This window comes from Desulfococcus sp. (assembly GCF_041737845.1).
Classification (GTDB): domain Bacteria; phylum Desulfobacterota; class Desulfobacteria; order Desulfobacterales; family Desulfococcaceae; genus Desulfococcus.
The window spans coordinates 31,936-51,787 of sequence record NZ_JBGSQX010000112.1; the positions used below are offsets into that span (position 1 = coordinate 31,936).

General features: G+C 64.0%; 16 protein-coding genes. 7 read left to right on the forward strand and 9 right to left on the reverse strand.

The window, feature by feature from the left end; genetic code table 11:
- Window positions 1-30: 30 nt before the first annotated feature.
- Window positions 31-1,209, forward strand: coding sequence for a DUF4340 domain-containing protein (locus ACEW8N_RS12830; protein ID WP_373500226.1), 1,179 nt, complete (start codon window positions 31-33; stop codon window positions 1,207-1,209).
- Between the two features lie 57 nt (window positions 1,210-1,266).
- Here the strand turns inward: ACEW8N_RS12830 and priA are convergent, their stop codons facing one another.
- Entirely contained in the window at window positions 1,267-3,711 is a 2,445-nt protein-coding gene (priA, locus tag ACEW8N_RS12835; protein ID WP_373500227.1) for a primosomal protein N', read from the reverse strand.
- Between the two features lie 339 nt (window positions 3,712-4,050).
- On the opposite strand from priA, the gene ACEW8N_RS12840 reads away from it, so the two are divergent.
- Together ACEW8N_RS12840 and upp are read left to right on the forward strand one after the other, a co-directional pair.
- Entirely contained in the window at window positions 4,051-4,356 is a 306-nt protein-coding gene (locus ACEW8N_RS12840) for a hypothetical protein (protein WP_373500228.1), read from the forward strand.
- 31 nt (window positions 4,357-4,387) lie between these two features.
- Window positions 4,388-5,014, forward strand: a complete 627-nt coding sequence (gene upp / locus ACEW8N_RS12845; RefSeq protein WP_373500229.1) for a uracil phosphoribosyltransferase — start codon at window positions 4,388-4,390, stop codon at window positions 5,012-5,014.
- A gap of 34 nt (window positions 5,015-5,048) precedes the next feature.
- Here upp and pyrF read toward each other — a convergent pair whose 3' ends face one another.
- The 7 genes from pyrF to ACEW8N_RS12880 form a co-directional block, all read right to left on the reverse strand.
- Window positions 5,049-5,777, reverse strand: a complete 729-nt coding sequence (gene pyrF, locus ACEW8N_RS12850) for an orotidine-5'-phosphate decarboxylase (protein ID WP_373500230.1) — start codon at window positions 5,775-5,777, stop codon at window positions 5,049-5,051.
- A 12-nt stretch (window positions 5,778-5,789) separates the two neighbouring features.
- Window positions 5,790-7,919 (reverse strand): SpoIIE family protein phosphatase, encoded by a 2,130-nt coding sequence (locus ACEW8N_RS12855; protein WP_373500231.1) that lies wholly within the window; start codon window positions 7,917-7,919, stop codon window positions 5,790-5,792.
- 12 nt (window positions 7,920-7,931) lie between these two features.
- Window positions 7,932-8,393 carry a PqqD family protein gene (locus tag ACEW8N_RS12860; RefSeq protein ID WP_373500232.1) on the reverse strand — a complete coding sequence of 154 codons (462 nt, stop codon included), beginning with the start codon at window positions 8,391-8,393 and terminating at the stop codon, window positions 7,932-7,934.
- Between the two features lie 46 nt (window positions 8,394-8,439).
- Entirely contained in the window at window positions 8,440-9,396 is a 957-nt protein-coding gene (locus ACEW8N_RS12865; protein WP_373500233.1) for a hypothetical protein, read from the reverse strand.
- A 34-nt stretch (window positions 9,397-9,430) separates the two neighbouring features.
- Window positions 9,431-10,033, reverse strand: a complete 603-nt coding sequence (locus tag ACEW8N_RS12870; RefSeq protein WP_373500234.1) for a hypothetical protein — start codon at window positions 10,031-10,033, stop codon at window positions 9,431-9,433.
- A 171-nt stretch (window positions 10,034-10,204) separates the two neighbouring features.
- Window positions 10,205-10,741 carry a Crp/Fnr family transcriptional regulator gene (locus ACEW8N_RS12875; protein ID WP_373500235.1) on the reverse strand — a complete coding sequence of 179 codons (537 nt, stop codon included), beginning with the start codon at window positions 10,739-10,741 and terminating at the stop codon, window positions 10,205-10,207.
- Complete coding sequence (locus ACEW8N_RS12880; RefSeq protein WP_373500236.1) at window positions 10,716-13,277, reverse strand: ATP-binding cassette domain-containing protein; 2,562 nt, start codon at window positions 13,275-13,277, stop codon at window positions 10,716-10,718. Before ACEW8N_RS12880 ends, ACEW8N_RS12875 begins: the two co-directional genes overlap by 26 nt.
- Window positions 13,278-13,502: 225 nt before the next feature.
- Here ACEW8N_RS12880 and ACEW8N_RS12885 point away from each other — a divergent pair, with 225 nt between their 5' ends.
- Window positions 13,503-14,312 (forward strand): DnaJ domain-containing protein, encoded by an 810-nt coding sequence (locus ACEW8N_RS12885; RefSeq protein WP_373500237.1) that lies wholly within the window; start codon window positions 13,503-13,505, stop codon window positions 14,310-14,312.
- 123 nt (window positions 14,313-14,435) lie between these two features.
- On the opposite strand, the gene ACEW8N_RS12890 is transcribed toward ACEW8N_RS12885, so the two are convergent.
- Complete coding sequence (locus ACEW8N_RS12890) at window positions 14,436-16,718, reverse strand: hypothetical protein (protein ID WP_373500238.1); 2,283 nt, start codon at window positions 16,716-16,718, stop codon at window positions 14,436-14,438.
- A 496-nt stretch (window positions 16,719-17,214) separates the two neighbouring features.
- Here ACEW8N_RS12890 and pdhA point away from each other — a divergent pair, with 496 nt between their 5' ends.
- The 3 genes from pdhA to ACEW8N_RS12905 form a co-directional block, all read left to right on the forward strand.
- Complete coding sequence (gene pdhA, locus ACEW8N_RS12895) at window positions 17,215-18,312, forward strand: pyruvate dehydrogenase (acetyl-transferring) E1 component subunit alpha (protein ID WP_373500239.1); 1,098 nt, start codon at window positions 17,215-17,217, stop codon at window positions 18,310-18,312.
- Window position 18,313: 1 nt separating this feature from the next.
- Window positions 18,314-19,294: an alpha-ketoacid dehydrogenase subunit beta gene (locus ACEW8N_RS12900; RefSeq protein ID WP_373500240.1), complete on the forward strand. Its 981-nt coding sequence runs from the start codon at window positions 18,314-18,316 to the stop codon at window positions 19,292-19,294.
- A 170-nt stretch (window positions 19,295-19,464) separates the two neighbouring features.
- Window positions 19,465-19,852: biotin/lipoyl-containing protein (locus ACEW8N_RS12905; protein ID WP_373500241.1), on the forward strand; the 388-nt coding region annotated here is incomplete at its 3' end.

Below are 19,852 nucleotides of genomic sequence, written 5' to 3' on the forward strand. Positions count from 1 at the left end.
CCGGAGAAAGACAAGACAAGAGGGAACAAGATGAAGTCAAAAACATTTCTCATCCTGCTGGTCATCTGCGCGGTCCTTGCCGGCGCGAGCTGGTTCGTCCTTGAGCCCGGCCGGGAAAAAACCGATACCGGCAGCGGGCGCCTCCTGGCGGACCTGCCCGTGAACGACACCCTTCGCATCGACATTGCCGGCTCCGGCAGCGGCGTCGTTCTGGAAAAGAGCGATGCGGTCTGGGTCGTGAAGGACAAATTCGGCTATCCCGCCGATTTTCAGAAGCTGACGGACCTCGTGGTGAAACTGCGGGACCTGAAGATCGATCGCGCCTTCCCGGCATCCGAGGATATCCTGGACCGGCTTTCACTGCGCGCGCCCGACGCCCCGGCCAAAAATGCAGCCCTCCATACCGGGGGGACAAGGATCACGCTGAAGGGCCGGGACGGCAAGCCGCTGTCCGACATCATCATCGGAAAGGCCCGGGAGACCGATGCCGGACGGGGCGGAAATTTTGTGATGCCCGCCGGGGAGAATACGGTCTATGTGGTCGACCAGGAATTCAGCTTCCTGAAGGCGGACCCCGAAGAATGGATCGAAAAGCAGGTCCTGGACATCCCGCCTGAAATGGTGGCCCGGGTCGACCGGATCGATGTCAAGGGAAAGGCGCCGCTCTACACCGTCCGGCGTCCGGCAAAAGAGAAACCCGCTGAAATGGCGGACGCACCGAAAGACCAGACGGTCCTCCCGGCCAAGGTCAACCGGCTCATGGACGCCTTGGCGGCATTTCAGATCGATGATGTGATCGACCCCGGGACCCCCGCGGAAAAGACCGGGCTGGGGGACGGCCCCTGTTTTGCCTACGCGCTTTTCGACGGCACCGTCTACACCCTCTGCCTGGGCAACACCGTGGAAGGCAATCCGGACCGGACCTATCTCAAGGCAAGCGTCGGCTTCACCCCGCCCCCGCCCGCCGGGGATGAGGCGAGCGCAGCTGGGAAGGCCGCCCCCGGAGAGGCGCCTCCCGCCGGGGCCGATAAGACCCAGCCGAAAACGGATGCGGCGCCTGAAAAAACGGAGGATCCGGCCCGCGCCGCGGCGGAGCGGAACCAGAAAATCAGTCCCTGGATCTTTGCGGTCCCGAAATGGAAGGCCGACCAGTTCATTTCCGAAAAGGCGGATTTTTTCGAGGTCCCCGAGCCGGAGAAGAACGACTGAAGACTGAAGGCTGAAGGCAAAAAACGAACTCGCTGCCGTCTTCCTTCAGTCTTCAGCCTAACTCATGAAAAACGGGTCCACGTCGATCACCACCCGCACCTTCGAATGGCGGAAGAGGGCCGGCGCCGCGGCCGACACGGCCCGGACAAACCGGCGGAGGGGGGCGACCCGCCGGCCCTTGATCAGCATCTGCCAGCGGTGACGCCCCGCAATCCTCTGGATCGATGCCTCCACGGGCCCCAGGATCTCCACCCATTTTTCATAGGTCTCCTCCCCCCCACGGATCTCCCGGCAGACCCCGCCCAGGGACTCGGCCACCTCCCGCGCCGCCGCCTGCTCCACGCTGGAGATCTTGAACTGAATGATTCGGGACACGGGGGGGTAGGCCAGGGCTCTGCGGAAACCGATCTCGACCTTGTAAAACGCCTCGTAATCCTGCATCGCCGCGGCGACGATGCTGAAGTGATCCGGGGTGTACGTCTGGAGGATCACCCGCCCCGGCGCATCCCCGCGGCCGGCACGCCCCGCCACCTGGGCCAGAAGCTGGAAGGTACGCTCCCCGGCCCGGAAATCCGGAAAGCTGAGGGAAAGGTCCGCGCAGATGACCCCCACGAGGGTGATGTTGGGAAAGTCGTGGCCCTTGGCCACCATCTGGGTCCCCACCAGCACGTCCACGGCCCCCTTCCTGAGGCTTTTCAGAATCCTGACGACGGACCCCTTCCGGGTGGTCGTGTCCCGGTCCATCCTCGCGACGCGGGCCCCCGGAAAGAGCGCCGTGACCGCGGCCTCGACCTTCTCCGTACCCAGCCCCAGCAGCTTGATGTGGGACGGCCCGCATGCCGGGCAGTCGGACGGCACCGGCCTTGTATAGCCGCAGTAGTGGCAGCGGTAGACGCCTGCCAGGCGGTGATAGGTGAGGGTGATATCGCAATGGGCGCATCGGATGGCGTTGCCGCAGCTCGAACAGACGGGAAAGCTGGCAAACCCCCTGCGGTTCAGAAAGAGCAGCACCTGCTCGTTTTTTCCGAGGGCCGCCTTCATGGCGTCATGCAGGACCGGGGTGATATAGCGCCTCGCCCCCCGGGCGTCCTGGACCTTTTTGAGATCGACCACCGTGATCTCGGCAAGGGGGCGGGATTCGACCCGCTTTCGGATCCTGAGCTCCTTGAGCTTGCCGATGCGGGCGTTGTAACAGGAGTGGACGGAGGGCGTCGCGGACCCCAGGACCACGACCGCCGCCGAGAGCTTTGCGCGAACCACGGCGATGTCCCTCGCATTGTAGAGGAGGTCCGCCCCCTGCTTGTAGGAGGTGTCGTGCTCTTCGTCCACGATGATCAGGCCGGCGTTGTCGAGGGGCGCAAACACGGCCGACCGCGCACCGATGACCACGGCGGCCTCCCGGTTCAGGATCCTGAGCCACTGGTCATACCGTTCACCGGATGAAAGGCCGCTGTGCAGCACCGCCACGGCGTCACCGAAGCGGGCGCGGAACCGCCGCTCCATCTGTGAGATCAGGGCGATCTCCGGCACCAGCACCAGCACCGAAAGGCCCGTCTCGATCACCTTCCGGGCGAGGTGCAGGTACACCTCGGTCTTTCCGCTGCCGGTAACGCCGGCCAGGAGGTAGGGGCAAAACCCCTTCCCGATGGCGGCGCCGACCTCGGCGGCCACCGCCGCCTGCTCCGAATTGAGAACCCGGGGTTCGTCCGGCGGGATCGGCTCGCCGAAGGGGTCCCGGTACATGCGCTTTTCATAGACGCGGACCAGGCCCTGATCCGCCATGGCCCGGATCAGCCGGGGCGCCGTCGGGACAAGCCCCGCAAGTTCGCCGACCGGCATTTCGCGGCGGGCCTCGATCATCGACAGGATCTCCCGCCTCGCCCGGGACAGGGAAGGCGGCGCGGGCTGGTCGCCCATTGCCGCGAACCGCTCCATCCGGAGGCGGGTCGCCCCGCCCTGGAGGCGTCTCTCCCGGCAGAGCCACCCCCGATCCTCGAGATCCTGGATCAGGGCCGCGGGGACGCGCCGGTCCGCCCGCCCCGCCAGGTCCCTCAGGCGGATCGGCCCCGATCTCAGGCGGGTCATCACCTCCCGCGCCAGGGGAGAAAGGTGCGTGAACTCCACATCCGCGGCCGCAAGCCCTTCGGGGGTGGCCGCCACGGTGACAAGATCTACAACATTCAACCCGCCGGGCAGGGCGCTCTGGATCACCTCGCCCAGGGGGTGCATGTAATATTCGGAGACCCATTTGAAGAAAGGGATCATCCCGGGGGGGAACAGGGGGACCGGGTCCAGGACATCCAGTATCCGCTTGACGGCATAGGCTCCGCGGCAGTCCGTCTCTCCCAGCACATATCCCGTGACCCGCCGCCGGCCCATGGGCACCAGCACCCGCTTCCCCGGCATGACGGAAGAAGCCAGGGACTCGGGGACGCCGTAGGTGTAGGTCTGATCCAGCGGAAGGGCGACGGCGACATCGACATGGCAAGAATAGGTTGTCATGCTATATAAATTATGTTATACGGCTGGTGGATGACGGGGGATTTCTATTGACACTTCCCCCTCCATTTTCTACGTTCGCCGGAGCGGATTCCCCATGCGACATCGGTGACATTCTGTGATACCCCGTGGCCTCTGACCCTGTGACCCGGAACGTGAGATGCGAAAGATACCGACGATTCAATCCGGATTCATCCCCCCGTCACCTCAGCACGCCTTCCCGTCCGCACAGGGGGCCCCGCCCCCGCCGGAGGGAGCTGGATTTCATCGATCCATGAATAAGCGCGGCGCCCCCGGGCGGCACGTGAACCCATACCGTAACCCATCACCGAAGGAGACAACATGAATATCCTGAGACAGCAAACCCTTATCCTTATTCTCATCGCGGCACTGATGGTCGTGCCTTTCGGCTCGTCCGCCCTGGCGGAGGACACCTTTACCGAGACGGAGGAGACGACCGGCGGCCAGATGGCCGTGGACCTCCTGCTGATGCGGCCCGCCGGCATCGCCGCCACCCTGGTGGGCTCGGTCGTCTTTGTTCTCGCGCTTCCCTTTACGCTCATCAGCGGGGATACGCAACATTCTCTTGACAAACTCATCAAAGAACCGGGAAAATATACGTTCGACCGCCCGCTGGGCTATTTCTGAACGATTCTCAATCACCGGTAAGGAGGTTTCCGTGCCCGTATTCATTGCCGATCACCCCCTCATCAAACACAAGCTGGGGCTCATCCGAAAGAACGACATCTCGACCAAGGACTTCAGGGATCTCGCCTCGGAAATCGCCCGGCTGCTGACCTACGAGGCGACCAAGGACCTGGAAACGGAACGGATCACCATCGACGGCTGGGCCGGCCCCGTGGCGGTCGAGACGATCAAGGGGAAGAAGATCACCATCGTTCCCATCCTGCGGGCCGGCATCGGCATGATGAACGGCGTCATCGACATGATCCCCTCCGCCAAGGTCAGCGTGGTCGGCCTTTACCGGAACGAGGAAACCCTGGCGCCCGTGCGCTACTACGTCAAGCTGACCAGCAACATGCAGGAGCGGATCGCGCTGATTCTGGACCCCATGCTGGCCACGGGCGGAACCCTCATCGCCACCATCGATCTCCTGAAAGAGGCCGGCTGCCGGCACATCAAGGGGCTCTTCCTCGTGGCAGCGCCGGAGGGCATCCGGCGTCTGGAAGAAGCCCATCCGGACGTCGAGATCTATGTGGCGGCCGTCGACGAAAAATTAAATGATGTCGGATATATACTGCCAGGTCTGGGGGATGCCGGAGATAAAATCTTCGGCACCAAATAACGGCTCATCCCATCCGTCATCCCATCTGAGATGATCACCCGCACGCTGAGGACGCCAGCGCGGCCGAAATTTCCCGGCCGATGCGGCGGGCCGCCTCCCGGGGGTCCGCCGCATCCCGGATGGGCCGCCCGATGACCAGGTAGTCGGCCCCCACGGCAACGGCATCCGCGGGCGTGGTGACGCGCCTCTGGTCATCGGATGCGCCGTCCGCGGGCCGTATTCCGGGCGTCACCGCCAGGAAATCCTTTCCGAAAGCCGCCTTGACGGCGGCCGCCTCCCGGCCCGAACAGACGATCCCGACACATCCCGCGTCCCGGGCCATCGCCGCCCGCCTCATGACCAGCCGGGTCACATCGGCCGCAAAGCCCGCCTCAAACCCGGCCTCGGCAATATCCCTGGGGGTGACGCTGGTCAGGACGGTCACCCCCAGGACGCCCACCTTTCCACCGCTCCCCGCCACGGCCGCATCGAGCATCCCCCGGCTTTCCCCGCAATGGACCGTCGCGAAATCGACATCCAGGTCCGCCACCCGGCGCATGGCCCGCGACACCGTGGCCGGTATGTCGTGGAGCTTCAGGTCCAAAAATACCCGCGCTCCCTCGGACCGAATGAAGCGGACGATCTCCGGGCCCGCCTCGATAAAGAGTTCCAGGCCCACCTTGAACATGCCCACCTCTCCCGACAGCAGTGTCACAAGGGTTTTTGCTTCCGCCGCCGACGGGACATCCAGGGGGAAAATGATATAATCCTTTGCAGTTCTCATGGTCTCCTTTTCTTAGCCTTCCACCTTCACAATCACGAGGGTGACATCGTCCGATTGGGCCTCGCCCCCCCGGAATGCATCCAGGTCCGAAACAACCCCTGCCAGAATTTCCGCGGCGGTGTTGTCGCGACGGGACCGGATCGACGCCTTGAACCGCGCCTTCCCGAACATCTCCCCAGGGGCGTTCCGGCTCTCCCAGATGCCGTCCGTGCCGACGGCGATGATCCGGCCGGCCTTGAGGCCCATCAGGCGGTTCGCCGCCCAGGCCATGTGCGCGTCAACGCCCAGGGCCGCGCCAACGCCCTTCAGCTCGAAAAAGGCGTCCGACTCCGGATCGTACACCACCCCGGGATCATGGCCGGCACGGACCCAGTCCAGGGTGTCGGCCCCCTCCCCCATCTCCATGAAAAACAGGGTGACAAACTGCCCGGTGTCGTCGGTGTCCCGGCACAGCAGGCGGTTGACGTCCCCGATCATTTGCGCAAGGGATCCGGGCTGGGTCACCCTACCTTTCAGGAATGCCCTGGTTGTGGCCATGAGCAGGGCCGCCGAGATCCCGTGGCCGGACACGTCCCCAACCGCGATGCCCAGCCCCGGGGGGCCGCCCCGGTTCAGGGCGATAAAATCATAGAAATCCCCGCCGGTCTCGTCGCAATACCGGCTTATGGCCGCGATGTCGAAGCCGGAAAGGCGGGGCGGATGCTTCGGGAGGAGGCTCTGCTGGACGCTGCTGGCCACCTCGATCCCCTGCTTGAGGCGTATCCGCTCTTCCAGAGCCGGAACCATCCGGTTGAACGCCCGGCCCAGTTCGCCGATCTCGTCCCGTGAGCGGATGTCGATCCGGGTGGTGAAATCGCCGGTCGCGAGCCTCCGGGAGCCGTCGAGCAATTTCCGGATATTTTTCGTGACATACCGGGAAAGGACGAAGGAAAGAAGGAAAACGCCGAAGAGGACCACCGATATCATCGTTCCCGTCTTCTTCATCTCCTCGATGAGGCGGTCCTGGACATAGCGCTCCATCTCCTCGGCCTCCGCGATCAGGTCCGATTTGGGAACGATCAGGAGCAGCGACGTCCCTTCCGCGCTGATCACGCTGTAGGCCATGAGGGTCGTTTGCCCCTCATGGGGGACCTCACTGATGCCCGAACGCCGCTTCATGAGATCATCGATCACCGGGTCCAGGGCGCCGGGCGTGTCGGAGGAGAGCCATCGGACCGTGTCGAGGTAGCGCCACCCCTCGTGCCGCGCCTGGTTCACGCTTTCGCTCGCAAGGACCTGAATGCCGGTGCGATCGACCTCCGGCCCGGCTTCCGACCGGGGCTCCGCCCGCACCAGGAGGGAGGTCACATGCTCGGAGAGCCTCCGGATATGCTGATTTTCGTGCAGCAGGGTGCTGACCGGCACCATCACCGCCACGGCACCCAGAAACACCCCCCCCGCCCCCTGGATGGGCGCAGCCACGGGAATCACGATCTCGCGGGTCAGGGGATCGACGATCGGCATGCTCCAGACGACCGCATCCATCCGCTTGACCTGCCGGTACCAGGGCATGTCGCGGCCGTCATCTATCGAAACGGCCGCCGGCCCGGGGTAGACGGACTGCACCCCGCTTTCCAGCACCATCACCTGCCAGAGGAAGAGGCCGGGAAATTCCCGATCGAAAGCCTCCCAGACGGCCGCCATCCCCCGGGTTTGGCCGACCAGTTGATCCCGCTTTGCCGGATCCATATCGGGCGGCAGGGTCCAGCGGGGAACCCCATGGGAAACGATGAGGGGCTCGCATTCGCCGTCCGGCCCGAGACGGCAGTAGGTCGTCGGTTTCCGGACGGCCGGAACGCCGCCGTACCCGCCCGCATCGGGGGAAGTCGGGGCCGCTGGGCCGGAGATCCGATTCTCCAGTTCCGTCGACTGAACCTCGAGCGCCATTTCGATGAGCTGCCCCTCCCGTTTGAGGACCCGGGCGTGGTCCTCGACCAGACGCTTCAAGGCCTGGGTCGACTGCCGATAAAGCGCGTTTCCCGCCTGGTCCGCCAGCTCGCCCGCAAGCGAATGGAACAGGCGGGCCGCATTCCAGCGCAGGATGATCATGGGCAGCGTGGAGATCGCCAGTAGAACCGCGAGTATCTTCCATCGGATTCGCATGGTGGCCTGAATTCAGTTTCCGGACCCGGTTTCGGATCCGTTTTGGCGTTCGTATTCAAGTCGGGGATCGGATGCCGGTTCGCCGCCGGGCGAAAGGCCGATGATGCCGCGCTTGCCAAGCTCCCGGATAAACAGGGTGACGGAGACCTCCGCCTCCTTGGGATGAAGCTGGTACCTCTCGGAAAATTCCCGGATGATCCCCGCAACGGTCCGGCGGCCGTCGATCATGCCAAAGGCGGCGCTCCCCATTTCGTCGAGCTGGAGTTTCCGGATGACGGGCGTTTCCCGGCCCGATGCCAGATATCGCGCAATCCCGGCAATCCAGGGGCGGGGCCGCAGGGGATAGGACAGGAGGACGACGCCCGCCGCGACGGTCTCCTCGGAGATCCCCGGATGCTTCACGGGACGGCAATTCAGCGCTTCCGTCCGGCTGACGGACAGCGGGTGCTTCTTTTTCCCGAACGCTCGGATCATTTTTCCCCCCAGTGCGACGGCATCTTAGCCTACTCCCCCGCCGGCGTCAAGGCGGAGGGGCCGGTCCCTCACCGCCCGGCGGCAGGCAGTGAAACGAGCCGCACAGGTCGTCCAGGACATTTCCCGGCGGCAGCGCCCCAGCCTCGATCTGAACGGCCAGGATCTTGTTTTCTCCAGGCAGACGCCATGCCTTTCCCATTCGGGCCTGACGGCGCAAGACCGCCTGAATGAGGCGCTGAAGCGCCCGCGGGGGGGCATGCCCGTCCATCCACCGGACGGCTTCCGCACCGGCGGCGGGGTCGCGTTCAAACCTGTCAGAGGGAACGGTGAATCGGGTCGATGCAAAGGCTTGAAGGGTGGTGTTCCGGAGCAGGACCGATGCAGGCCCCCACCGGCATAGCCTCACGGTTGCGGCCCCGGCGCGGAAGACGAGTTCAAAGGCGCCGGGCATGAACCGGTGGCGCACGAGCCGGAGCGCCTCGGGAAGTTCGGCCCGGATGTCATATACCGCCCACAGGATGCGGCCGCCGCAGGCCCCGTCCCTGAACGAGGCCAGGACCCCCGGGGGGAGGGTCGCGTGGACGGCGGATCCGACGCGGTGAAAATGGAGCAGAAAAACCCTTCGGGTCTGTCGGGAGCCGAGAAGAAGTCCTTCGCCGCCCCCGGCGCGTCCGCCCCAGGCAAACGCCCGGGCGCCCTCGACATCCGCCTCTTCAAAACGCCCATCGAGGGCCTGCCGCCAGGGGTCCGGCAATGCGGCGCCGCGCAGGGTACGGCGGAAATTCCCGGGGAGCCCCTTTCGGATCCGGGAGATCCCCGGCCGAAACGCGTCTCGAGACCTCGCCGGTTCCCACTTGAGGGTCAGCACGGGGCTTGCGTCCTTCTCGAACACGAGGGAATCGGCCGCAATGCCGGAGGGGTGCCAGCTCACCGGAACGGACAGGCGGACCCCGTTCCACCCCACCTCTCTCCAGAGTTCCATCGGGATCGCATTGCTCTCCAATCGATGCCTCCTTGCTCCACGGCCGATCCGGCGGTCATCGCGGAAGGAGCCGCTCCCAGTCCGGGGCTTTCCGATCCGGGGGCGCCTTGGGTTCTGCCTTCGCGCGGCTCTCGCGGCCATGCCGGATCTCCGCCGCCATTTCATCGGACAGGGTCATCTTCACCGAATTGCCGATCTTCTCCTCCTCGTCCTGGCTGTTGTGCTGCAGAATCAGGCTGACCCGCCTGCCGTCCGGGTCCTTGAAGCTCCATTTCCAGGCGATGACCACGTGAAACGGGTCTCCCTTCCACTCGGTCGGTTCCCCGAACCGCTGTTTGTATCGTTCGAACAGCATCCTGAAGAATTTTTGGGAACCGTCCTCGTATTTGAGCTTGATGCGGACGATCCGGTTCCGGGCCGCACAGGCACCGTAATTGATGCTGCCGCTGTCGAACCCCTCCCCGGGGACGATATTCACCTCCATCAAACACCCCGTCTGTCGGACCGGGGCGGCGGTATCCATCTGCAGCCGGTCCGCGACGGCGTCGATGGGCGCCCCGAGGACGAATCCGCCCAATGCCCGGGGGGCCTCGACCGCCCCTGCCCATGGGGCCAGAAGATGGATCATGACGATCCCTGCGATGACCTGAATTTTCATGGCGCCTCCTCGAGTTCTTGCCCAATCCCCGGATGCGGATGATGCCCGCAGGCTTCCGGGGCAGGTGATGCCGCATCCGGCTCCGCCGGTCCGCATATTCAAACAATAGGCATCGCCTCGCGCCTTGCAAAAAAAGACGACATCTTTTGCGGGATGGCCCCGGCCGGCGCCCTAATACAGCTCCCCGATCTGCGGCGTCCCCTCGCCCACCCGCATCAGGAGGCTCATGTGGGCCTTCATCCTCCCCATCCGCATCTGAACGAGGCGCTCCACGATCAGAAAACCTTTCTCCGGATATCGAATCAGAATTTTCCGAAAGCTGTGGCGGTCCAGAATCAGCAGCTCCGACAGGTCAAGGGACTGGGCCGCCAGGGGCCACTCGTATTCGGCCAGAAGGGACATGTAACCGAAAAAACCACCGGGTGAAAGGAGCTGAAGATCCACCCTTCGCCCTTCCGCATCATTCATCAGAAGCCGGACCGAACCGGACAGGATGATAAAAGCCTCATGGGCCGATTGCCCCTGATGGAAAACGAATTCATCCTTTCGATATTTCCTTCGCCGCGCCATGTAGGCATAGAGCTTGGTGATCTCGAAGGGGATATCCTGGAATATGGAAAGCCGCCGCAGGGCTTCAAGGTTTTCAACCAGCTCGGAGCGCCGGGGCGAGTCGTCCGCCGCGTCACCCCTGTCCGTGAAAAAGCTCATAAAAGGCTCCTCTTGCGTTCATCAACGCCTCGAATCTTCCCGATTCCACGATCTCTCCGTTTTTCAATACCATGATCCGGTCGTAGGCGGGGGTCATGTCCAGGCGGTGGAGCACGGCGATAACGGTGGTTTTCCCGCCGAGATCGGTCTCCAGATACCGCTGAATCCTTCCCTGGGACAGGTTGTCGAGACTGGCCGTCGCCTCGTCCAGGATGAGAATCGGGGTCTCCTTCAGAAAGGCCCGGGCAATGGCGATCTTCTGTTGCTGGCCCCCCGAGAGGCGGTCGCCCTTGCTCCCGACCGCAAAATCGAGGCCGAGATCCATGACCTCGTCCAGGAGCCCGGATGCCTGAAGGTGGCCGACCACCATTTCCCCCAGGGCCGAATTTTCGGCGGGGTCATCGGACCGGGGGGTGCCGAAAACGATATTTTCCAGGACGCTCCGGGAAAATAGATATTCCGTGGGGCAATAGAGCATATGGCCTTCGCCCGTCACCTGACGCGGCGGCCCGGGATTCTCCCCCCGGATGAACCGCTCGGTGGCCCTTCGGCAATAGGCGATGTCCATGCCTGCGACCTCGCGGATGAACCGATGCCGGGCCGCCAGGATCCTTGCTTCGAAATGGCCGGAGACCGCTGTCATTTTGTGGCGGGCCGGGGTGTAGAGAAGGGCCAGACGCAGGAGCAGCCTCCGGTCGGCGGGATCCGACGGCCGCCCGCCTGCGGCCTCGATGCGGGACACGAGGTCCCGGTAGGCGTCGAACCGATCCGGCGCAATGGGGCTGCTGTTAAAGAAGAAGGCATCGTCCTGGAGCCCCCGAAGCAGATGAACCGTCTCCCGGGCCAGGTCCCACCCCAGCCGAAGGAGGGGCTCATCGAGGCCCTCCTCCTCCAGGAACCGGACGAACCTGGGGGTCTCCGTAATGTTTTCCAGGATGAATTCATCCGCCGCCGCATCCCCGAACAGGAGATTGCGGTAGAGGGTCACATGCCGGAGGAACCGGTTGACGTCGTAGAACTCCACCGCGTCGGCCTGCGACGCCAGGAGCTTTTCATGGACAATGCGACGCATTTCAAATATTTTTTCCATCAGGCTGTGGTGTCGGCCCCTGGAGATCACGGTGTTGAGCCCCCACCGGATGACATCGTCCGCCAATCCCACCTTCTGAACCATGTCGAGCAATTCTCCCCGATCCGGGAAATCGGTCGCCCCGCGGCGCGCATCGTAGAGGGCCAGGGCCTGAAAACCATAGAGCAGATTCTCCCGGATGCTCCCGTCGAAGATGAACGGATGCTGAGCCACAAAGCCGATATTCCGGGCGACATCGGTCTTGGACAAGGCCGATAGGTCCCGGCCGTCAATGAGGATCCGCCCCCGGCGGTGGCGGTACAACTGGCCGACCAGCATGGCCAGGGTGCTCTTGCCGCTGCCCGAAAAACCGACGAGGGCCATCTTCTCCCCCGGCGCCAGATCGAAATGGATATTTTTCAACAGGTCCATCTGCCCCTCGATGGTATACCCGAGCTGACTGACCTGAATCCGGCCCTCCAGGTGATACGCCGCCCGGTTCTCCGGAGACTCCGAAAATTCGGGGGCCGCGTCAAAATAGCCCATGACCCGGCGGTACCGGACGCGGGCGTCCTGAAGCTCCTGGTAATATTCGATCAGCTCCTTCCAGGGGTCGTAGACCTTTTCATAGGCCGACAGGAACGCGATCAGGGAAAACCTTCCGTGAATGGCCAGGTAGCCGCCCACCAGAAACAGGATGAAGGGGCCGAAATTCTGGAAGAGGTTGTTGGTGAACTTGATGCCCAGTTTCAGCACGGAGAGACGGTTCATCAGGGAAAACAGCCTGCGGAAATCCCGCCCGGTCTTTTCCCCTTCGAGACGGTAGCCCGCGTTTCCCTGAACCTCGTGGATCCCTGAAATCGCCTCGCCGATGCTGTTGGAGGCAGACCGGACGGTGTCGACCCGCCCAGTGTTGTGCCGGTTGTAGCGTCGCTGGAGCACGGGGACGAAGATCAGCTCCAGCGGGTAAAGGGCCATGCTGATGCCCCCCAGCATCGGATCGAGCCAGATCATGTACCCCGCAAAGGCCAGAAGCGTCAGGATGCCGGTGACGGGGACAACCACGGCGCCTCCGATGAAATGCCCGACCACGCTGAGTTCGCCGGTCATCGCCGTGATGACCGTGCCGGGCGGCGTCCGCCTGAAAAAGTCCAGGGGCAGCTGCAGGATATGGGCATACAGTTTGGTTCGGATCTCCAAGAGAATCTTCTGGCCCAGGTAGTTCTGGAGGACGCCTGCGGCATATTTCAGCAGGCCGGCCAGCAAAACGGCCCCCAGATAGAGGCCGCAGTAGAGCATCAGGCGGTCCGTCTGTTTCAGGTGGATGGCGATATTGACGATCCGTTTCTGCATCTCCAGGGGAAACACCCGGAAAAAGAGGCCGGCTGTAATCATCAGCAGCAGACATGCCTGGAGCAGCCGATGCCGGTGGAATACCCAGTAAAAAAGGGGCTTTTGGGTTATCAACTTCAGGACCTCCCGAAAATGCGGGCGTTGGTGCCGAGGATCTAATGAGATAAATACAATAAATCAGCCTTCCGGTCAATTCGCTTTTTCGGGCTGCCGCCCCGGGAAAAGTCCGGCGCGCTCCCCGCGTTGATTTATGGGGCCCGGATGATTACTATGGCGCTGGAACACCGCCACTCAACAACAGCCCCGATCGCGGAGGGTCAACGGAAAGGTGAGGGATTCATGACTCAAGAGGATTATTATCAGGTTCTGGGCGTCGGACCCGACGCAGCCGCCAGGGAGATCAAAGAGGGATATCGAAAACTGGCCTTCCAATACCATCCCGATCGAAACAAGGACAACCCGGATTCCTCCGAAAGGATGAAGCGGATCAACGAAGCCTACGCCGTCCTCTCGGACCCCTCCAAAAAGGGCGCCTACGACGATCTGCGGCGCAGGTTCGGGTCCGGCGCCCACCAGCACTTCCGGCAGAACTACTCCGACCAGGACATCTTCAAGGGATCGGACATCAACCAGATTTTCGAAGAGATGGCCCGGTCCTTCGGCCTCCGGGGGGTTGACGCCATCTTCAAGGACTTCTACGGGCAGGGCTACCAGACCTTTCAGTTCAAGGGCTCCGGCATCCGCGGGGGCGGCTTCTTCTTTTTCGGCGGCCCCGGAGGCCCCCGGGCGGGCCGCGTCCCCCACAGCCGCACCATGGGGGTCATCGATCAGATCGCCCGGCAGCTCCTCGAAAAAAAAATGCGGCCCGGAACAGGGGGCGCCCGGGGGCCGGATGCGGAGGAGACGATCCTCCTCTCGCCTGAAACGGCCCGGGACGGCGGTCCGTTCGCCTATCACATCAAGGCGCAGAACAAGAAGCTGGTGGTCAAGATCCCGCCGGGAACCCGGGAGGGGCAACGGATCCGGCTCGCCGGCATGGGGCGGCCTTCCTTTGCCGGAAGCCCTCCGGGCGATCTTTACCTCAAGGTCAAGATCCGGAAGCCCCTCCTGGACAAGGTCAAGGGCTTTCTCGCCAGACTGACGTCATGACGGTTCCGTAAAAATCCGATATCTGCGTTACGCGCATCCCCCGCCACTGCGGCGTACCAGGAGTGCGCCGCGTTCCCGGGGATTTGCAGGCCTGGCTCTCGAACTCCCCGCGAAACGGGCACATCAGGTTTGGCGGGGATTCGTGCTCGGCACCGTCAGAGCATCGGGGCCCATCCCCAGCGGCGCGGTGCCGCCCCCGGACCCGTCCCCCGAAAGGTCTGCCAGGGCCTTCAGCATGGCCTCGCCGTCGGGGTCGACATCGCAGAGGCGGAGCACCCGCGCCAGGCTCCGCTGCTGGTCGCAGGCTTCCCGGAGGTCCCGTTCGTGGCGCTGCCGATCCCGCCCCCCGGAAAACCGCACGAGCAGATGAAGCGCCTTGAGATTGCGGGGATCCTCCTCCAGGAGGCGCTCGGCACGCGCCGTCAGGTCCGCGGCCCGGTCCGCAAACCGGTCGAAAAGGATCGCCCCGGCCTCCTCGTCAAACCGGACGCCGTCGGCCTCGAGCCAATCCCGCAGAAACCCCTCCAGCGCTTCCGGCGGCCGCGGCGCCCCGGCCGGAGAAGATCCCATGAGGTCGCCTGCCGGATCCGGACGGCACCGGTCGCAGGCATCGCACCGCCACTCCGCATCCACGGCGTGGACGCTCCGGATCAGGGCCGCTTGGCGGCACAGGCGCGCCCTCATGAAGCTTTTCAGGTTCCAGAGCCTGCGGTACCGCATCCTTTTCAGGTTTTCGGATACATAGTGAAGCGTCGGGGAAAGGTATGCCGCGACCCGGTGAAATAGGCCGGGGTGCCGCTCATATGCGGCAAAGGGGGCATCGGCATGGGCCTCCCTCAGCCAGGCAGCCGCTTCGAACCCCTCCCCCATGATCTCGAAGGAGGGATAGACCCGGCTTTCCGGCGTATCCGACGGTGGTTCGGGGGCACCCGCAGTCGGGGGGCCGGCATGGGAGACGTCATGCTTTTTCAGGAACCGCAGCAGCCGGAGGGCCAGGGCCGTCCCGGCGATCTCCGGCTTGAACCCGTAGATCTTGAATGCCGGGGGGGATTCCCGGTAGTCCACGAAAAAGATATCGATCACCCCGAGCAGGGAGAGCCGGTGGAGGGCCGTCTCGGTTCGGCCGCCGTCGCCGTCGGGCAAGGGAATCCTGGCCGGCGGATCTCCGGATGCGCTGATTGTCAGCAGGCCGTCCAGGGTCCGCAGGATGTCCGAAAAGGCCTCCCGGATGGCCGGGTGGGACCGCTGGATGAGGTGGTGCTGCTTGCCGTAGTCGCAGAGGGCCCCCCGCCCGAAGGCGCAGACCTGCCCGCTGCATCGGGGAATCCGGGTTTGCCGCGCGTCGAGGTCCGCCTCGCAGTCGTCGGAAGGCAGGTCCGCCAGCCGGATGCAGTGCAGACGGCGACGACCGCGCCCGGCGTCTCCGGTTTTGTAAAGCCAGTCGGTCACCCGATCCCCCATGCCGGTATGGATCAGGATGTGGCGGCTTCCCGAATCCCCGAAGCGGCGCTGGGCCACGGCAACATCGGCGGGCGCAGCGCGGCCGGCCGGGGCCAGCTCAAGGCATGGGGCGTAGGGATCCCGGTATTGGGGAAAGGCCTCGGCGGCAGGGTCCACGACTCCCTCCCGGGCCAGAAGCGCCGGGATATCCCGCCACAGAAGCTGTTCATAGGCCGCCTCCTTTTCCTCGGGGCTACGGACCACCGCCGCCTGGTGGCTGACACGCTCCCGGTAAACATTTCGCCGGAGGGGCGGGCTCCGATCCTCCAGGTCGAGCATCGCCCGGACATCCCGGCCGATCCATTTCCCGGAAGCCGCCGTCACCGCCAGCACGGCAAGGCGGGGGTTTCCGCGCCTCAGATCCTCGATCATCCTTGGGATTCGCTGGTATGCGGAGCGGAAGCTTCCGCCCCATTCCGATATGGCGTGGGCCTCGTCGATGATGAGGCCCCCCGGGGGCGACCCTTTGATGATCCGGCTCAAGTCCTCACGAAATGTCCGGCTGATGAGGCTCTCGGGTGAAACATAGAGCAGGCGGAGCCTGTCGACCCAGAGTTCCGTGTAGACGATGTGGGTGCCGTCATCGGAAAACCGGGGCGTCATCCTCAGGGATGTCTGCCCCCGCCGATCCAGGGAGTTGAGGGGGCTGACCATGATGTGGCATTCGGCCCTCGAGGCGGAAGGCATCTGAAAGGAGAATGCCCCGGCCGCCGGGGGCAGTTGAAAGAAGAGGCGATCCCCGCGCAGGATCTCCACCGTTTCGACGGGGGCGTCCTCGGCCCCGGCCCGGCGGATCCATCGCCCGAAGGTCCCAAGCCGGTCATGGGCGGCCGCCGCCTCGAAGCGGAACAGGAGGCGGTCGGGGGCCAGCTCATTCTGAATCGCGTGTTGAATATGGATCAGCAATCATCGCCTCCTCGGGTCTCGGGCCGTGTCAGTGTTCGGGGATATCCCAGCGGGCGCTGTTGCCGGGGATGACTCGAAGCATCGCACGAAAGGCACCATACCGAAAAACGCGGCGGCGATCAACGCCCCAGAGAACGCGCCTGCAAAAATGCCCCGTGAATTCATCAAAGGGCGACTGTCCAGATGGGGTGTGCATGGAGCGGAGCCCCCCTGGTTGGCGCATTTTCTCCCCAAAATCTCATTTTTTCTTGACGTTCCACCGAGGCAGTCTCATATTTTAAGATGAATTTTACGGAATATGAGACATTCCGGCTTCTCGATCGGCCATGAGAGGCCCCGCCGCAGGTGTGGATCACCGACGGAATGCGCCGCTCCGCCCGCCGATTGACCGTTTCCGCCCCGAGACACGGCGGCGGATCGGACCGACACCAGATCCTTCCTTCGCGCAGGCGAAACCCCTTTGCCCGTGCTCAAGCATCCATGAAGGAGACCCGACATGCCCAGAACCCCCATAGACATCCCCGGACGGATTGATTACCTTTCCATCCTCGACCAGGACGGAAAGGTCGACGCGGCCCTGGACCCCCATCTCCCGGACGACCTTATGATGCGGCTTTACGACGCCATGGTCCTGGGCCGGGAATTCGACGGCCGGATGCTGAACCTCCAGCGGCAGGGCCGTATCGGCACCTTTCCCCCCATCACCGGCCAGGAGGCCGCCCATCTCGGGGCCGCGGCCGTCCTGGAGCCCTCCGACTGGATGGTGCCCTCCTTCCGGGAGACGGCCGCGGAGCTGTGGCGGGGGAGGTCCATGGAGAGCGTTCTTATGGCCTTCAACGGATACAACGAGGGCTGGCAGGTGGAGGAGGGCCGGAACGACCTGCCCAACTCGGTCCCCGTAGGGTCCCAGACCCTCCACGCCGTGGGCATCGCCTGGGCCATGAAATACCGGAAAGAAAAGCACGTGGCCATGACCTTCTTCGGCGACGGCGCCACCTCCGAAGGAGACGTCCACGAGGCCTTCAACTTCGCCGGGGTCTTTCAGGCCCCGGTCATCTTTGTCTGCCAGAACAACCAGTGGGCCATCTCCATCCCGAGATCCCGGCAGACCCTCTCCAAGACCATCGCCCAGAAGGCCCTGGCCTACGGCATCGAAGGCATCCAGGTCGACGGAAACGACATCCTGGCCGTCTATGCCGCCGCAAGCGAGGCGGCGGCGCGGGCCCGGGCCGGCGACGGCCCCACCCTCATCGAGTGCGTCACCTACCGCCTCATGATGCATACCACCGCGGACGATCCCAAGCGGTACCGCACGGACGAAGAGGTGGCGTCGTGGCGGAAGAAGGACCCCATCCCGCGCTTTCAAACCTACCTCAAGGCGAAAAACCTGCTCACGGACGACGGCATCGCCGCCGTCGAACAATCGGTCAAGGAACGGATCCAGGCCGCGGTGGACGAGGCCGAGCGGCGGATGGACGGAACGCCGGATCCCCTGCATATGTTCGAACATGTTTACGAGGCCATGCCCCCCCACCTGCGCATCCAGCGCGACGCAGCGGCGCGGTGGCTGGACGAATCCGCGGAGGAGGTCTGATATGGCGAAAATGACGATGGTGCAGGCCCTCAACCTGGCCCTGCGCCAGGAAATGGAAAGGGATGACGGGGTGATCGTCCTGGGCGAGGACGTGGGCGTGGACGGCGGGGTCTTCCGGGTCACCGAAGGCCTGCATGAACGGTTCGGAGAGATGCGCGTGGTGGATACGCCCCTGGCCGAGACCGGCATCGTCGGGATGTCCATCGGCATGGCGGTCTACGGGCTCAAGCCGGTGTGCGAGATCCAGTTTTCCGGGTTCGCCTACCAGAATTTTCACCAGATCGAAAACCACGCCTCCCGCCTCCGATGGCGGTCCCAGGGGCGGTTCCACGTCCCCATGGTGCTCCGGGCGCCATACGGCGGCGGCGTCCGGGCACTGGAGCACCACTCCGAGAGCCGGGAAGCCTTCTGGGCTCACATCCCGGGGCTCAAGATGGTGATCCCCTCCGGCCCCCGGAACGCCAGAGCATTGCTGGTGAGCGCCATCCGGGACCCGGATCCGGTCATCTTCTACGAGGCCAAGGCGCTCTACCGGGCGTTTCGGGAGGAGGTGCCGGAGGAAGAAGAAACCCTCCCCCTGGGCGTCTCCCGGATCGCCCGGGAGGGGAACGACCTGACCCTCATCGCCTACGGGGCCATGCTGCGCCCCGCCCTGGAAGCGGCGGAGCGGCTGGAGCAGAAGCGGGGCGTCTCCGCCGAGGTCATCGACCTCCTGACCATCTCGCCCCTGGACGACACCCTCTTCGTTGCATCCGTGAAAAAGACCGGGCATGCCATGATCGTCCACGAGGCGCCCATGAGCTTCGGCCCCGGGGCCGAGATCGTTGCCCGCCTGGTGGAAAAAGCCTTCTACCACCTGGAGGTGCCGGTCGGACGGGTCACCGGCTACGACGTGGTCATTCCCATGTTCAGCCGAGAGAAGCACTATATTCCGAGCGTCGAGCGCATTGCCCACGAGGCGGAAAAACTCCTGGACACCTGATGGTTTTGTAAAAAGTCGATTTTGAGACGGTTTCGTAAAAAGGTCGCGATCAAGGCTTGCGGATCCCGAGAAATGAGGCGTATTCAAAGTACGCCGCAGTGACGAGGGATAGGCGTAACGCAGATATCGGCCTTTTTACGGAACCGTCAAACCTGATTTGGAGGGAAATCATGATCCAAGCGTTCAAGCTCCCCGACCTGGGAGAGGGCATTCATGAAGGGGAAGTAACGGCCGTGACGGTCTCCGTGGGAGACAGCGTCCGGGAAGGGGAGATCATCCTCGAGATCGAAACCGACAAAGCCGCCGTGGAGATCCCCTCCCCCATCACCGGAACCGTCACGGAGATCCTCGTCAAGCCCGGGGACGTAGTCAACGTCGGCGACGTGCTCCTGAACTTCGACACGGGCGAGGCCGCAGCCGCAGCACTGGAAACCGACGAAAAACCGGCGGCGGAGACCAAAGACAAAGGCGGAGCGCCTTCCCCGCCCGCCCAGTCGCCCCCCGAGACGCCCGGGAAGCAGCCGGTGCCCGCATCGCCCGCCACCCGGAGGCTTGCGC

Excerpts from the sequence above, each read along its gene's own strand:
- ACEW8N_RS12830 (WP_373500226.1), top strand. The coding sequence starts at position 31 with ATGAAGTCAAAAACATTTCTCATCCTGCTGGTCATCTGCGCGGTCCTT.
- priA (WP_373500227.1), bottom strand. The coding sequence starts at position 3,711 with ATGACAACCTATTCTTGCCATGTCGATGTCGCCGTCGCCCTTCCGCTG.
- ACEW8N_RS12840 (WP_373500228.1), top strand. The coding sequence starts at position 4,051 with ATGAATATCCTGAGACAGCAAACCCTTATCCTTATTCTCATCGCGGCA.
- pyrF (WP_373500230.1), bottom strand. The coding sequence starts at position 5,777 with ATGAGAACTGCAAAGGATTATATCATTTTCCCCCTGGATGTCCCGTCG.
- ACEW8N_RS12855 (WP_373500231.1), bottom strand. The coding sequence starts at position 7,919 with ATGCGAATCCGATGGAAGATACTCGCGGTTCTACTGGCGATCTCCACG.
- ACEW8N_RS12860 (WP_373500232.1), bottom strand. The coding sequence starts at position 8,393 with ATGATCCGAGCGTTCGGGAAAAAGAAGCACCCGCTGTCCGTCAGCCGG.
- ACEW8N_RS12870 (WP_373500234.1), bottom strand. The coding sequence starts at position 10,033 with ATGAAAATTCAGGTCATCGCAGGGATCGTCATGATCCATCTTCTGGCC.
- ACEW8N_RS12875 (WP_373500235.1), bottom strand. The coding sequence starts at position 10,741 with ATGAGCTTTTTCACGGACAGGGGTGACGCGGCGGACGACTCGCCCCGG.
- ACEW8N_RS12885 (WP_373500237.1), top strand. The coding sequence starts at position 13,503 with ATGACTCAAGAGGATTATTATCAGGTTCTGGGCGTCGGACCCGACGCA.
- pdhA (WP_373500239.1), top strand. The coding sequence starts at position 17,215 with ATGCCCAGAACCCCCATAGACATCCCCGGACGGATTGATTACCTTTCC.
- ACEW8N_RS12900 (WP_373500240.1), top strand. The coding sequence starts at position 18,314 with ATGGCGAAAATGACGATGGTGCAGGCCCTCAACCTGGCCCTGCGCCAG.